Source organism: Nocardia alni, from assembly GCF_019038435.1.
Taxonomy (GTDB): domain Bacteria; phylum Actinomycetota; class Actinomycetes; order Mycobacteriales; family Mycobacteriaceae; genus Nocardia; species Nocardia alni.
Map to the genome: position 1 here is coordinate 21,466 of NZ_JAGPOX010000044.1, position 14,193 is coordinate 35,658.

At 68.6% G+C, this 14,193-nt stretch carries 15 protein-coding genes; 7 read left to right on the forward strand and 8 right to left on the reverse strand.

All coding sequences use genetic code 11. The features are described 5' to 3' along the window. Nucleotides 1-185: 185 nt before the first annotated feature. From JZ791_RS18520 to JZ791_RS18530, 3 genes are all read left to right on the forward strand, one after another. Nucleotides 186-1,097 carry a serine/threonine dehydratase gene (locus JZ791_RS18520; RefSeq protein ID WP_216896395.1) on the forward strand — a complete coding sequence of 304 codons (912 nt, stop codon included), beginning with the start codon at nucleotides 186-188 and terminating at the stop codon, nucleotides 1,095-1,097. Between the two features lie 219 nt (nucleotides 1,098-1,316). Beyond that, nucleotides 1,317-2,033 carry a FadR/GntR family transcriptional regulator gene (locus tag JZ791_RS18525; protein WP_216896396.1) on the forward strand — a complete coding sequence of 239 codons (717 nt, stop codon included), beginning with the start codon at nucleotides 1,317-1,319 and terminating at the stop codon, nucleotides 2,031-2,033. Then, nucleotides 2,033-3,226 carry a CynX/NimT family MFS transporter gene (locus JZ791_RS18530; RefSeq protein WP_216896397.1) on the forward strand — a complete coding sequence of 398 codons (1,194 nt, stop codon included), beginning with the start codon at nucleotides 2,033-2,035 and terminating at the stop codon, nucleotides 3,224-3,226. Before JZ791_RS18525 ends, JZ791_RS18530 begins: the two co-directional genes overlap by 1 nt. Nucleotides 3,227-3,283: 57 nt before the next feature. Here the strand turns inward: JZ791_RS18530 and JZ791_RS18535 are convergent, their stop codons facing one another. From JZ791_RS18535 to JZ791_RS18545, 3 genes are all read right to left on the reverse strand, one after another. Then, the gene (locus JZ791_RS18535; RefSeq protein ID WP_216896398.1) at nucleotides 3,284-4,165 is read right to left on the reverse strand and encodes a VOC family protein; all 882 of its coding nucleotides are present in this window, start codon (nucleotides 4,163-4,165) and stop codon (nucleotides 3,284-3,286) included. Between the two features lie 12 nt (nucleotides 4,166-4,177). Then, the gene (locus JZ791_RS18540; RefSeq protein ID WP_216896399.1) at nucleotides 4,178-4,435 is read right to left on the reverse strand and encodes a hypothetical protein; all 258 of its coding nucleotides are present in this window, start codon (nucleotides 4,433-4,435) and stop codon (nucleotides 4,178-4,180) included. 154 nt (nucleotides 4,436-4,589) lie between these two features. Continuing rightward, nucleotides 4,590-5,069 (reverse strand): flavin reductase family protein, encoded by a 480-nt coding sequence (locus JZ791_RS18545; RefSeq protein ID WP_216896400.1) that lies wholly within the window; start codon nucleotides 5,067-5,069, stop codon nucleotides 4,590-4,592. A 232-nt stretch (nucleotides 5,070-5,301) separates the two neighbouring features. Between JZ791_RS18545 and JZ791_RS18550 the strand changes: the two genes are divergently transcribed. Next, complete coding sequence (locus JZ791_RS18550; RefSeq protein WP_216896401.1) at nucleotides 5,302-6,150, forward strand: IclR family transcriptional regulator; 849 nt, start codon at nucleotides 5,302-5,304, stop codon at nucleotides 6,148-6,150. 38 nt (nucleotides 6,151-6,188) lie between these two features. Continuing rightward, nucleotides 6,189-6,818 carry a PadR family transcriptional regulator gene (locus JZ791_RS18555; protein ID WP_216896402.1) on the forward strand — a complete coding sequence of 210 codons (630 nt, stop codon included), beginning with the start codon at nucleotides 6,189-6,191 and terminating at the stop codon, nucleotides 6,816-6,818. Nucleotides 6,819-6,837: 19 nt separating this feature from the next. On the opposite strand, the gene JZ791_RS18560 is transcribed toward JZ791_RS18555, so the two are convergent. The 3 genes from JZ791_RS18560 to JZ791_RS18570 all read right to left on the reverse strand — a co-directional run bounded on the left by JZ791_RS18560 (nucleotide 6,838) and on the right by JZ791_RS18570 (nucleotide 8,987). Continuing rightward, nucleotides 6,838-7,503 carry a class I SAM-dependent methyltransferase gene (locus tag JZ791_RS18560; protein ID WP_216896403.1) on the reverse strand — a complete coding sequence of 222 codons (666 nt, stop codon included), beginning with the start codon at nucleotides 7,501-7,503 and terminating at the stop codon, nucleotides 6,838-6,840. A 146-nt stretch (nucleotides 7,504-7,649) separates the two neighbouring features. After that, on the reverse strand, nucleotides 7,650-8,024 hold the full coding sequence (locus JZ791_RS18565; protein ID WP_216896433.1) for an MmcQ/YjbR family DNA-binding protein: 375 nt from the start codon (nucleotides 8,022-8,024) through the stop codon (nucleotides 7,650-7,652). 51 nt (nucleotides 8,025-8,075) lie between these two features. Next, on the reverse strand, nucleotides 8,076-8,987 hold the full coding sequence (locus JZ791_RS18570; RefSeq protein ID WP_216896404.1) for an LLM class F420-dependent oxidoreductase: 912 nt from the start codon (nucleotides 8,985-8,987) through the stop codon (nucleotides 8,076-8,078). 101 nt (nucleotides 8,988-9,088) lie between these two features. On the opposite strand from JZ791_RS18570, the gene JZ791_RS18575 reads away from it, so the two are divergent. Further along, complete coding sequence (locus JZ791_RS18575) at nucleotides 9,089-11,398, forward strand: LuxR C-terminal-related transcriptional regulator (protein WP_216896405.1); 2,310 nt, start codon at nucleotides 9,089-9,091, stop codon at nucleotides 11,396-11,398. 5 nt (nucleotides 11,399-11,403) lie between these two features. Here the strand turns inward: JZ791_RS18575 and JZ791_RS18580 are convergent, their stop codons facing one another. Next, nucleotides 11,404-11,925 (reverse strand): DinB family protein, encoded by a 522-nt coding sequence (locus tag JZ791_RS18580; protein ID WP_216896406.1) that lies wholly within the window; start codon nucleotides 11,923-11,925, stop codon nucleotides 11,404-11,406. A gap of 190 nt (nucleotides 11,926-12,115) precedes the next feature. Between JZ791_RS18580 and JZ791_RS18585 the strand changes: the two genes are divergently transcribed. Beyond that, nucleotides 12,116-13,156 carry a glycoside hydrolase family 172 protein gene (locus JZ791_RS18585; RefSeq protein WP_216896407.1) on the forward strand — a complete coding sequence of 347 codons (1,041 nt, stop codon included), beginning with the start codon at nucleotides 12,116-12,118 and terminating at the stop codon, nucleotides 13,154-13,156. An 11-nt stretch (nucleotides 13,157-13,167) separates the two neighbouring features. On the opposite strand, the gene JZ791_RS18590 is transcribed toward JZ791_RS18585, so the two are convergent. Further along, complete coding sequence (locus tag JZ791_RS18590; RefSeq protein ID WP_216896408.1) at nucleotides 13,168-14,160, reverse strand: GlxA family transcriptional regulator; 993 nt, start codon at nucleotides 14,158-14,160, stop codon at nucleotides 13,168-13,170. Nucleotides 14,161-14,193: the final 33 nt, after the last annotated feature.

Below are 14,193 nucleotides of genomic sequence, written 5' to 3' on the forward strand. Positions count from 1 at the left end.
GCAGCGGGAACATCAGCGAACTCGCGAGCCGGCCAACAGAGGCAACCGAGCCCTCGAACGCGCCGGAGCGCAGCGGAAGCATCGAGTTCACGAGCGGCCGAACAGGCCGTACCGAGTCCTGCATCGCATCCAGGCAAGGCGGAGGCATAGGCGAGCCTGCGAGTGGATCGTCGACACAGCGCGCGATGGAGCCGTGCGTCAGCGAGACCCCTTCGCGCGTGCATCTGGATGGTGAGAACGGCACGATCATCCTGAAACTGGAGCATCTGCAGCGGGCCGGATCCTTCAAGGCCCGTGGGGCTTTCGCGAATCTTCTGCTGCGCGAGGTCCCGCCGGCCGGGGTGGTGGCCGCCTCGGGCGGCAATCACGGCCTGGCCGTCGCGGAGGCCGCGCACCGGCTGGGCATTCCGGCGAAGATCTTCGTGCCCGTCATCTCCGCGCCCGCGAAGATCGCCGGAATCCGTTCCCGTGGCGCGGATCTCGTGGTGACCGGCGACCGGTACGCCGATGCCCTCGCGGCGGCCCAGCAGTGGGCCGCCGCATCCGGCGCCCTGCCCGTACACGCCTTCGATCAACGCGAAACCCTGCTCGGGCAGGGCACTCTCGCCCTCGAACTGGCCGAGCAGGCGGCGGTGGACACGGTACTGGTTCCGGTCGGCGGCGGCGGGTTGATCGGTGGCATCGCGGCATACTTCGCCGGGTCGGTCCGGGTGATCGGCGTGGAGCCGACCGGCGCGCCAACGCTGAGCGCGGCACTGGCGGCGGGAGGTCCGGTCGACGCGCCGACCGGCAGTATCGCCGCCGATGCGCTGGCGCCCGCCCGCATCGGCGAATTGGTATATCCGCTGGCCCGCGACTTCGTGGACCGAGTGCTGCTGGTCGAGGACGACGATATCCGCCGAGCACAGCGAGCGTTGTGGACGGCGACCCGGCAGGTCGCCGAACCGGCCGCGGTCACGGCACTGGCCGGCGTGATCAGCGGGCGCTACCGCCCAGAACCCGGCGAACGGGTGGCGGTGGTAATCAGCGGCGCGAACACCTCGCTCGGCATATTCGAGGACGGAGACCACGCCCAGAACGGGATTCCACATGCCTGACGCCTGATCAGCCATCGGGCCGGACGATCGAACATGTTCGACACCTCACCGCGACCGAACACCCCCATCGAGCCGTCGCGACTAAACAAGTTCGATGCCCGACGCCACCGGTCAGCCCTGGAGTCGAGTGAGCGATGCCACCGTCTGTCGCTCGTTACGACCTTGTCTCGGCGAGCAACGAAAACATAAGATGTCTGACATCTGACAGGAGGGTTGTCCGTGGAACTGACACCTGTGGCGGCCGGATCGACGGTGGACGCGGTCCTGGAGCAGTTGCAGTCGACCGTGCAGAGCGGGACGTGGAGTGTGGGTGAGCGGATTCCGGGTGAGCTCGAGCTCACACGGCAGCTACAGGTCAGCCGGCCCGTGGTGCGCGAGGCGATCCGGGCGCTGACCCATATCGGCGTGCTCGAGGTGCGCCGCGGCGACGGAACCTATGTGCGCAGCACCGCCGATCCCCGGCCGCTGCTGCGGCGGATGCAGCGGTGCGATGCGCGCGACGTGTTCGAGGTGCAACTGGCCTACGACGTGCAAGCCGCCAAACTCGCCGCCCTGCGCCGCACCGACGCCGATATCGTCCGGCTCAGCGAATTGCTCGCCGACCGTGACTCCGCCACGGACGCGACCGAATTCGGCGAGACCGATGCGCAGTTCCATCTCGCGATCATCGAGATCACCCGCAATCCCGTCCTCATCGAGGCCGCACGCTTCTTCGCCGCCCAGTTGACTCAGGCCCTGCGCGCGCTGCGCCTGGACCACGAGGTGCCCGAGGCGGGCCCCGCGGGGCATCGCGCGGTCCTCGACGCGATCGTCGCGCGCGACGCCGAGGCCGCCGGACGCGCCGCGGCCGCTGTCGTGGAACCGACACTGGCCGTGCTGAATTCGCTCGCCGAGTCGAATGCTGCCGGAATACCCGAGGATCGGGGGACGCTGTGATGTCCGGGCACCGGATGCGACTACTACTGATCGTGCTGGTCGCGATCAACCTGCGACCGGCGGTGACGGCGGTCGGTCCGCTGCTCACCGAGATGCAGCGCGACCTGCACCTCTCCGGTACCGCGGCGGGCGCGCTCACTACGCTGCCGCTGGTCTGCTTCGGCATGTACGGCCTCATCGCACCGTTCCTGCGCCGGTCTCCCGCGCCGGAGACCCTGTTGGTCGCGGCGATGGGACTGCTGACCGCGACGCTGCTGGTCCGGGTGATTCCGGTGACCGCGGTGCTGTTCGCGGCCTCGCTGCTGGCCGGGTTCGCGATCAGCATCGGCAATATCGCCGTACCCGCGATCATCAAGCGCGACTACCCCGATCGCGTCACCACCGTGACCGCGGTGTATTCGGTGGCGGTGACCGTGGGCGCGGCCGGGGCCTCCGCGCTGGCGGTCCCGGTCGAACACGGTATGCATGCCGGCTGGCGAATGCCACTGGCACTGTTGGCGATTCCGGCGGGGATAGCGCTGCTGGCCTGGCTGCCCAGGCTGCGCAGGAGTGGCACACCGAGCGGATCCGGTGGACACGGCGAGCTGTGGCGCGACCGATTGGCCTGGCAGGTCACCGGATTCATGGGTATGCAGTCGCTGCTGGCGTACGTGGTCATCGGCTGGATGCCGACCATCTGCGTCGATCGCGGCATGGGCAAGGAGGCCGCCGGATACGCCGTGGCGCTGGTCAGCCTGACCCAGGCGGTCGGCGCGATGGCGGTGCCGCTGTTCGAGCGGTGGCTGCGCGATCAGCGGCCGCTGGTGGTCGCGGTCGTGGTGCTGAACGTGATCGGATTCGCCGGAATCGCCTGGACGCCCATCGGTTCGGTGTGGGTGTGGGCCGTCATGCTGGGGCTGGGCCAAGGTGTGGCGTTCGCGGTCGCGCTGTCGTTCCTGGGCCTGCGCGCTCCGGACGCGCATACCGCACGCCAATTGTCCGGTATGGCACAGGGTGTCGGCTATGTTATCGCCGCGGTCGGTCCGCTGGCGCTGGGCGCGGTGCACGATGCGCTCGGCGGATGGACCGTGCCGATCCTCATCATGTTGGGTGTCTCGGTGCTCACCGGGCTGCCCGGGCTGGCCGCCGGCCGCGATCGAACGGTGCTGCCACATCGCGCGGCGGCCTCGGCGGAGAGCGCGCTCACACGCTGACGCGGGTGACCACCGCGAACGCCGACCCCGCAACGTCGATCGCGGCCACGGCTCGGCCTATTCGCCGAACGACCACTCGTGACCCCAGTAGCTGTCGGCGGTCATCTCCTCGGCGACATAGTCCGGTCCGACGAGCATTCCCTCACAACCGAATTCGAGATCCCAGCCGCCGGGTGTGCGAACGTAGAAGGAGACCATCTTGTCGTTGGTGTGCCGCCCCAGGGTGGAGGACAGGTGATATCCGGCCTTGCCCACCCGATCCAGGGCGCGACCGACGTCGTCCAGCGCGTCCACCTCCACCATGATGTGCACCAAACCCGGTCCGTCCGGGCGGGATCCGGGAATCAGCGCGAGGCTGTGGTGGCGCTGGTTGACGCCGAAGAAGCGAATCCACATCGGCTGATCGGGCGGGCCGATCCGGAACGAGCCGCGCGCGACGAAATCCAGTACCTCGGCGTAGAACCAGCGCGCGGCCTCCAGATCCGGCACCGGCAGCACCACGTGCCCCAGACCCATGTTCCCGGTGACGAATCGGGCGCCGTACCTGGTCAGCACGGGGCTGTGGTCCAGCAGCGGCCCGTGGAACACCTCCACCGTCAACCCCGACGGGTCGGTGAAGCCGATGACCTCCTCGGCGTGCCGTGCGGCGGCCTGTTCGGTCGACAACGCGACGACCGCGACACCGGCCTTCTCCAGCGCCTCACGGACCAGCGCCAGCGAGGTGGCGTCGGCGACCTGCCAGCCGACGGCGAGCACCTCGTCGCGTTCGCCGGGCACCAGCTCCAGCCGGTAGGTGTGCTCATCCATTCTCAGGTAGATCGAATCCTTGTTGGGCCCTTGGCCTTCGGCGAAGCCGATGGTGTCGAACGCGAACCCGCGCCAGGCGGCGACATCGGCGATGCCGATCCGCACATAGCCGAGGGAGCTGAAGGCAGCCACTGTGGGTACTCCTTATCCGATTTCATGAAGCGGCATACCGCCGCGGGTGCGCACATCGCTCTCGCGTGTGCTGACGCCGATGACCCCTGCCGCCACCGCATCCTCGATGCTGTCGCGCAGCATCGGACAGGCGCGTATCCGCGCGTCGGCGCCCTCGATCTCGATGCAGGCCGACGCGGCCCCGGCGGTCCACTGCACGCTCGTATGCGCCAGGCTGTACTTCTCCACCAGCACACACGAGCCGCATGCACGGCAGGAAACCTGTTCCATACCAACCTCTCTCAAATATTCTCGGCCGCAACTCCACGCCATGCGCGGATAGTGCGGACCGGCGGGCGGTCCAGAACGTGCGGGTACAGGGTCACACCGATAGTGACGCCCCGTGCGCCCGCCGGCAGTTCGCAGTCCCAGTGGCCGGGAGCCCTTACCCCAGCCGCTCGAATGCCGCCCGGTAGAACAGCAGCGGCGGTTCCTCGGAATGTTCGGCCAGCGCGGTGACCCGGGCGACGACGATGGTGTGATCGCCGCCGTCGATCTCGCGTTCCACCTCGCAGTCGATCGCGGCCAGCGCACCGTCGAGCCTGGGCGAACCGTTTTCCGAAGGCGTCCAATCGATTCCGGCGAACTTGTCGGCGCCGCTGCGGGCCAGCGCCCGGCACACCTCCCGCTGATCGTGGGCCAGGATGTTGACGCACAGACGGCCCGCGCGCCGGATGCGCGGCCACGAGGTGGAGGTGCGCGCCGGGAAGAAGCACACGGCGGGCGGGTCGAGTGACAGCGAGGCGAACGACTGGCAGGAAAACCCCACCGGCACGCCGTCGTCCAGGGCGGTGATCACGGTGACGCCGGTACAGAACCGACTCAGTACGGCCTTGAAGTGTGCGGGCGCATCCACCTGCTGCACGGCGGCTCCTTATTTCGATCAGATATATAGCTGAACATAATGAGACCAGGTCACGCGGCGGTCGGGTCAATACGTAGCCCCGGTCACCGGGAACGAATCGGTAGGAGATACGTAGTTCCACCGATTCGCCGCCCCGCCGGGCCGGGCCACTGTGACTGGTGACACATGAGAAAAAGCCGCACATGCCTAGTCGGAATACTTCTAGACTGCATATGAGCCAACGGAGGTACATATGGCCGTCACCGTGCTGCCCGTAGCCGAACGCCCCATTCCCGCACCGCGCCGGTCCGCACCCGGCCCCGGGCCGGCGAGCGCCGAACCGGCCCGCACCATCCCGGTGTCGATGATCGAGCGGATGACGCTCATCCTGGACGCCTTCGACGCCGCCACCCCCGCACTGACCCTGCTGGAAATCGTTGAGCGGACCGGACTTCCACGTTCCACCGTGCATCGCATCCTGGACCAGATGATCCGCCTGCGCTGGCTCGCGCACACCTCGGGCGGCTACCGCCTGGGCATGCGCACCCTGGAACTGGGCGGCCTGACCGCCGACCACAACGAGATCCGCGACGCGGTCGGCCCGCTGCTGCACGAACTGGCCCAGCGCACCGGCATGGTGGGGCATCTCGGCGTGCTCGACGGCCGCGATGTGGTGTATCTGGACAAGGTCGGCGGCCGCTTCTCGGCCACGCTACCAACCCGCCTGGGCGGCCGGATGCCCGCGCATGCAACGGGTTTGGGCAAGGCGATGCTCGCCGCCCTGGATCCGGCCATCGCCGAGGCCGCATTCAGGACCCGGCTGCCGCGACTGACCCCGCACACCTTCAGCGAGCCCGACACCTTACGGCGCGAGTTGGACCGTATCCGGCTGCGCCAGGGCGTGGCCATCGACCACGAGGAGGCGGTGGCCGGAATCGCCTGTGTCGCAGCCCCGTTGCGCGGTCGCGGTGTGCCGACGGCCGCACTGTCACTGTCCGGTCCGGCCGACGCGATGAGTTTCGACCGGCTGGCCCGGGTGGTCCTCGAGGTCGCGCACGAGGCCGGGCGCACGCTGTACCCCCGGTGCGCACGGTGGCGATAGTTACCGACCGCACTATGCCTGAGCGATATAGTTCGGCCATGCCGTCCGGTTCCGATCTGCCGACCACCTCCTGGGCCGTGCTGGGGATGCTCTCGCACGCCGATGAGCTCTCGGGCTACGACCTGAAGAAGTGGGCCGACTGGAGTCTGCAGTTCTTCTATTGGAGCCCCTCGTTCAGCCAGATCTACGCCGAGCTCAAGCGCCTGGAGAAGCACGGTTACGCCACCTCGCGGACCGTGCTGTCCGAGGACGGCGTCCGTGGCAAGCGCATGTACGCGATCACCCCCGCCGGACGGGAGGCGGTGTCGCACTGGGTGAATCACTCCCCGGTCGAGGCGCCGGTGCTCAAACACAGTGTGATGCTGCGCGCCTGGCTCGGGCATCTGGCCGAACCGGATCGGCTGCGCGAGATCCTCACCGAGCACATCGACTACGCCGAGGCGATGCGCCGCCGGGCCGAGGCCGACGCCGAGGGGTCGAAGACCAACCCGGACTGGGCGTTTCCGAGCGCGGTCCTGCGCTGGTGCGTGCGCCACTACGAAGCCGAGCGCGAATTCGCCAAGGATCTGCTGGCCGACCTGGACAAACTGGCCACGACCGGGCGAAATCCCCGAGGGCGCAGCCGATCCCGGCGCACCGCCAAGCCTCGGGGGTCCACCCGGCCGTGAGCACCCACGCCGGCCGCGCTCAGCGGCGCAGGAAGCGGGCCAGCCAGGCCTGGGCATCCACGGTGCCGTCGGCGGCGACCTTCAGCTCCGGCGGAATCCGCTCCGCCACGGTCTCGGTGACCCTGCCGCGGTAGCGGGCGGGCCGCAGCTCCTCCAATTCCCATCCGGCACCGAATGATTCACGAATCAGCTGGTCGCTGACGCGCGGACCGAAACCCTCCTCGACATCCGAGAGCGCCAGCACGTGCACACGCCCGCCCGGCGCGCACAGCCTGCGCAGGGCGCGCTCATAGCTCGCGCGCGCCTGATCGTCCTCGCGGAAGATGTGGAACAACGCGCTGTCCACGATGGTGTCGAAGACGCCGAGCTCCGCGGCCAGATCCGGATCATCGCCGATCGCCACCATATCGGCGAGCTCGAATCGGGCGGCGGAAATGCCCTTTCCGGCGGCGTTGCGACGGGCATGAGCCAGCGCGCTGGGTGACAGGTCGACCCCGAACACGTCATGGCCCAACGCGGTCAGCGCGATGGTGTGCTCTCCGGCGCCGCAGCCGGCGTCCAGGACCCGCCCGCGGATCCAGCCGTCGCGTTCGAGCGCGAGGATCTCCGGTTGTGGTTCCCCGATCACCCAGGGTGCGGTGTCGTTGTCGTAGGCGGCGTTCCAACGGTCTACAGCGTGTGTCATACCCCTACCTTGCAACCTCGAGCTAACTCGAGGTCAAGCCGTTCGCGAGCACCCTGCCCCAACCCGGTCTCGACAGAATGCGGGCCGCATCCGCCGGTGGCGGCAGGCACATCCTTCAACCGCGCGCGACAACCGGTGCGGGCACGTCAGACGGGCTTATCCCCTTGCGCCAACCAGCTTTTCACCCGGGCCGCGGAGGCACGCGAGCACCACGCGTCCTGCACGACCTCACGCAGTTCGTCCAGACCGAGCTCACCGATTCGGCCGGCTCGCACCAGCACCGTCAGATGCCCGTCGAAATGCTCGGTGGTGAACCAGGGCGAGTCCGGATCCTGCACCAGCGCAAGCTTGTCGGACTCCGACGGAACCCAGATGACGATCACGTCGGTGTACCGCTCCCCCGTGTCCGGATCGACGGCGTCCGGACGCGGGGTGCGGAAGAAGACGAACGACTTGCGCCCGACCTGATAGACCGGATTCTCCTGCGACCCGTACTCGATCGTGACGTGCGGCATGGCCATCGCCAGCTCGTGCACGTCCTCGACTCGCGCGCGCCGCGCCCGGGGCACGGCTCAGTCCGCCAGCCCGGTGAGCACCGCGCGGGTCCGCGCCGCATCCGAGCCGCCGACGAACATCGCGGCGACGAACTCGGTCGCACCCGCCGCGAAGACCTCGTGAATACGCTCGGTCACATACTCTTCCGAACCGATGATGGCCAGGTCCGCAGGGCCCTGCGCACCCTCGCGGTCCATCATCGCCCGATACGACGGCAGCTGGTCGTACATCACGAACGTCTTGGCGGCCCGCTCGCGCGCGGCGTCGACATCGTCGGTGACGCAGACCGGCAGCGAGCACACCACGCGCGGCGCGGGCCGCTGGGCCTCGGCCGCCGCGGCGGTGATGATCGGCGCGATGTGCTCGCGAATGGTGGCCGGACCGGTCATCCACAGCACGGTGCCGTCGCTCGCCGAGCCCGCGAGCTTCAGCATCGCCGGGCCCATCGCGGCGAGCAGCACCGGAACGCGGCCCTCGTTGGGGACCGACAGCGCGAGGTTGGCTGTCACCGTCTCACCCGAGAAGGAGACCGGCTTGCCGTCGAGCAGCGGGTTGAGCACCGACAGGTACTCCCGCATGTGCCGGGCGGGCCGCTCGAAGTCGTAACCGAACATATTCTCGATCACGATTCGATGCGACAGCCCGATGCCGAGCGTGAACCGCCCCGGACCGACCGCGAGCGCGGTGGTGCGCGCCTGCTGCGCCATCGTCCCGGGATGCCGCGGGTAGGTGGGCACCACGGCGGTGCCCAGCTCGATGCCCGGCACCTGGCTGCCCGCGACAGCCAGCGCGGTGAGCGCGTCGACGCCGAAGATATGCGACAGCCAGGCCGAGTCGAAGCCCTCGTCGGCGGCCGCGCGCAGTTCGTCGGTGAGTGTCCGCAGGCCGTCCGGCCCGGTCGGTTCGTTGAGCAGGATGCCGATCCGCACGTCAGGTCTCCTCGGGGGATTCGGTGGTACGTCGATGTACCGCACAGCCTATCGCCCGTTCCCGGGCTGTCCACAGGCAGCCGCGCGCTAATGTGGCGGACATGGCGCGCCGTGTGATCGGGAACCTCCCCGCCGAGGTCACCAGCTTCATCGGCCGCCACGACGAACTGGCCGAGGCGCGGCGGCTCCTGCCGACCACACGGGTGCTCACGTTGCTCGGGCCGGGCGGGATCGGCAAGACCCGGCTGTCGCGGCAGCTGGGCGCGGCCGCCGGACGCGCCTTTCGGGACGGGGTGTGGCTGGTCGAACTGGCCGACGTGCACGACCCGGATCTGGTCACGCTCACGGTGGCCGAGGCGCTGCACCTGCGCGACGACACCACCGCCCCGCTGCCGCGCCTGCTGGAGTTTCTCGCAGCCAAGCGGCTGCTGCTGATCCTGGACAACTGCGAACATCTGATCGATGCGTGCGCCGCGCTGGTCGAGCGCATCGTGACCGCCACGACCGGGGTGCGGGTGGTGGCCACCAGCCGGGAGGTGCTGGGCATCGCCGGCGAGCAGGTGATGCCGGTGCCACCCCTGCCGGTCGGTGATATCCCCGGTGCGCACGTGGTTCCCGCCGAGCACGACAGCGACGCGGTGCGGCTGCTGGTCGAGCGGGCGAGCGCGGTCGACCCCGGTTTCGCCAGTACACCCGCCAATCGCGTCACCCTGGCCGCGATCTGCCGCCGCCTCGACGGTATGCCGCTGGCGCTGGAGCTGGCGGCCCTGCGGCTGCGCGTGCTGTCCCCCGCGCAGCTGCTGGACCGGCTCGACGACACGATGGGGCTGCTGCGCACCGGCCCGCGCACCGCGCCGCAGCGCCGGCAGACGATCGAGGGCGCGGTCCGCTGGAGCTATGAGCTCTGCACACCTGCCGAACAAATGCTGTGGCAACAACTCTCGGTCTTCGCGGGTGGTCTGGACATCGACGCCGCCGAGGCGGTGTGCCTGCTGCCCGGCCACGATCTCATCGACGCGCTGTCCGGCCTGGTCGACAAGTCGGTGCTGGCCCTGCGCCGCACCGACGATGCGGCGAGATATTCGATGCTGGAACCGATCCGGCAGTTCGGGCACGATCGGCTGGCCGAATCCGGCGGCGAGACGGCGGTGCGCGAGCGGCACCGCGACCACTATCGGCTGCTGGCCCTGCGCGGGTACCGCGCCTACGGCAACCACGAGGATCTGGCCTGGTTCGGCGCCGTGGACCGGGATCACGCGAATATCCGTTCGGCCCTGCAGTTCTCACTCACCGATACCCCTCATCTGGCGCTGGACACCGCGACGGCGCTGCGCCCGTACTGGGAGCACTACCGATTCCTGTCCGAGGGGGTGCGCTGGATCATGGACTCCCTGGCGCGCGCACCGGACGCGACGGCGGCCGAGCGGGCACTGGCGCTGGCGTCGGCAGGCTCGCTGGCCGCGTCGCTGTCCGATCGCGAGTCGGCGGCGCTGTACGTCGACGAGAGTGCCGCGCTGGCAATGGATCTGGGCGCGATCGACATCCTCGCCGAGACGCGGCTGGACCAGGCGCTGATCGCGTTCACCGACGGCGACAACGCGTTGTCGCTGACCCTGTCCGACCAGGCCGCGGCACTGGCCCGCGAGGCCGGGCATGTCGCGGCCGAAATGGACAGCCTCGCATATGGATTCTTGTGTGCGACACTGCTCGAGGACGACCGCTCGACCCAGATCGCGGAGAAGTTCCGGGCGGTGACCGAACGCCAGGGCGTGCACATGCTGGGTGGATTGGCGCTGTGGGCGGTCGGGGTCGATCACTGGCGGCACGGCAACCAGGACGCGGCCGCGGCGTATATGAGCCGGGCGGTCGAGACCTTCGCGGATTTCGACCGATGTGTCTGGCTGGCCTCGGTTTTCGACGGTATGGCCTGGACGGCGGCCGCGCGCGGGGATATGGAGCGCGCGGCGCGACTGATGGGTGCGGCACAGACGTTGCAGCGCAGCACGGTACGGCTGGCACACGCCATCACCACCGCGATCGGCGAGAAGGTCCGCGTTCAGGTCCAGGAAGTGCTGGGCGAAAACGAGTTTCGCGCGGCCTACGACATCGGTGCGGCGCTGGCGTTACCCGCTGCCATAGATTTCGCCTTGGGCCGCAAGCCCGAAGCCGCAGCCGTACCACCGGATCCGGTGCGTACCAAGAGAAGCGAGACATTCGCCCCCACCTCGCTCACCCGTCGCGAGACCGATATCGCCCGCCTGATCGCCGCCGGACACACCAACAAGCGCATCGCCGCCGAACTGGTGATCTCGGTGCGCACCGCCGAGACCCACGTGCAGCACATACTCACCAAGCTCGACTTCACCTCCCGCACCCAGATCGTCGGGTGGGTCCGCGACCACGATCTGTGATCCGGCTACTCGCCGGTCACGCCGTCGATGCGTTCGCGCAGCAGATCCGCGTGGCCGTTGTGCCGCGCGTACTCGGTCACCATGTGCAGGTACACCCAGCGCAGGCTGATCTCCCGATCCCAGTGCGGATGGACGAAGGTGTAATCGAGGTCCAGCCGCGCTACCGCGGCGTCACACAGCGCGATCTCGGTGCGGTACATCTCCAGATCGCGCTCCACGTCGGCCCGGTCGGCGTCAGCGAAGTCACCCTCGGCGTTGTCGGCGCCGCAGTACAGAGAACTAACCCGCTGCCCTGCCGACCGCAGCCGAAACCACGCCCGCTCCACCTCGGTCAGATGCCTGACCAGTCCCACCAGCGACATGGACGAGGGCTCCACGCTCCGCCGCTTCATCTGCTCGGCGGTCAGCCCTTGGCATTTCCACAGCAGCGTCATCCGCTCCTTGTCCAACTGCGACCGCACCACCTCCCGCTCACTGCCCACCAGCAGTTCCGGCCCACGCCGCACCTCCGGCGATATCCATGTCATGCCCAGACCCTAGGCCCCACGTAGACGAGGACGACACCGAGTTTCCGGACCTCGTTTCCCAAGCGGCAACTGTTTCGCACCGACATGGGTAACTTGCCGGGTACGGGCTAACCCGATCGTCGGACACACGGCAGGCGCCAACGGTATCGGCCGGACACTGGTCCGGCTCGAGGCGCGGAGAGGCAGAGCAGTGGAGATATGGGAGCTCGACCAGGCACGGACACGATCGATCAGTGCGGAGAATCCCACGGGGGCGCCGGGGATGGGTGGGCGCGCGGTGCAGGGGACGGGTGCGGCTGCCGCGGCCGACCTGGGTATCGGGTGGAAGGTGTCGCCGTCGATATCGCTGGACGCCGGACAGACGGCCACGCTGGCGGACATATCTGGCCCGGGGGTGATCCGGCATTTCTGGCTCACCACCGACCGCGCGGTGCTGAATCAGATGACGCTGCGGGTGTATTGGGACTCCGACACCGAACCGGCGATCGAGCTGTCGCTGGGCGCCTACTTCTGCAACGGGTGGGACGAGTTGGCGCCGGTGAATTCGGAGATGCTCGTGGTCGCCCCGGCGGGCGGGCTGAACAGCTACTGGCCCATGCCGTTTCGCGCACACGCACGCATCACCCTGCACAACGGCAGCGATCACACGGTTCCGGTGTACTACCAGATCACCTACCTCGAACAGGACGTACCGCGCACAGCCGGATACCTGCACGCGCGCTGGCGGCGCAGTAATCCGCTGGGGCATCCGGCAATTCATACCGTGCTGGACGACGTCCCGGGTCCGGGCCGGTACGTCGGCACCTATCTGGCGATCTCACCCAACGCACCGGGGTGGTGGGGTGAGGGCGAGATGAAGTTCTACCTCGACGGCGACACCGAATTCCCCACGATCTGCGGTACCGGCACCGAAGACTATTTCGGCGGCGCATGGAATTTCGACCTCGATGGCGCCTACCACACCTACTCCACGCCCTACCTGGGCCTGGTCCAGGTGCTGCCCGGCGACCAGATCTACGAGCCGCAGCAGCGATTCGGCATGTACCGCTGGCACGTTCGAGATCCCATCTGCTTCCACCGGAGTCTGCGGGTCACCCTCCAAGCCCTGGGCTGGCGCGAGGGCGGCAAATCGCAGCCGATGGAGTACCTCCCGCTCGAGCAGGCCGACATCGCCACCACCGCATGGTGGTATCAGCATCGGTCCGCGATCGGACGGCGGCACCCCCTGTAGCACAACCGAATTCAGGCGGTGACGACCTCGTGCCGGTTCGCCCGATGCGAGCGGCGGTACTCGCTGGGTGAGATGCCGACCTCGCGGCCGAAGTGCGTGCGCAGGTTGGCCGCGCTGCCCAGCCCGCACCGCTGCGACACGACATCGACCCCGAAGTCGGTGGCCTCCAGCAGTTCCCGGGCCCGGATGAGGCGCTGGGTGAGCAGCCAGCGCAGCGGCGTCGCGCCGAGTTCGGAGTGGAAGCGCCGAGCCAGGGTGCGTTCGCTCAGCCCTGCCCGTTTGGCGAGATCGCCTACCGTCAGCGGTGTGTCGAGGCGCTCCAGCGCCCACTGCAACGTCGCGGTGAGCCCGGTCTCGGAGGTCCGCGCGGGAACCGGCGAGGACAGGAACTGTGCCTGGCCGCCCGCGCGGTGCGGCGACACGACCAGATTGCGCGCGGCGGCGTTGGCGATATGGGAGCCGAGATCCTTGCGGATCAGGTGGACACACAGATCTATCCCGGCCATCGTGCCCGCGCTGGTCAGGATGCGGCCGTCGTCGATGTAGAGCACCGACGGGTCGACATCCAGCCGCGGAAACCGATCCAGCAGGGTCGCGACGTGTTTCCAGTGCGTGGTCATGCGCCGGCCGTCCAGCAGTCCGGCCGCGGCCAGGACGAACGCGCCCGAGCACAACGCCACGACTCGCGCACCCCGCTCGTACGCCGTGCGCACGGCCGTGACCAGCTCCGCCGGTGGATCCTCGCGCACATTCGGCGTGGCGGGCACGATCACGGTGTCGGCGGCGATCAGATCGTCGTAGTCGTAATCGGTCAGGGTGACGAACGGATCCCGCATGGTCGCGTGCCGGGTACCGCGCGGACCGCACAACCGAAGGTCGTACCAGTCGGCATCGTCCACGCCGGGTGGCGGCTCGAAGAACACCTGGTACGGAATCGCCACCTCGAAGATCGGCTGCCCCGGGGCGACGGCAACGGCGATAGTTCCCGCGCTACGTTCGGTCATGTCGAAAATCTAGCGCATATTGGCAATCCTGCC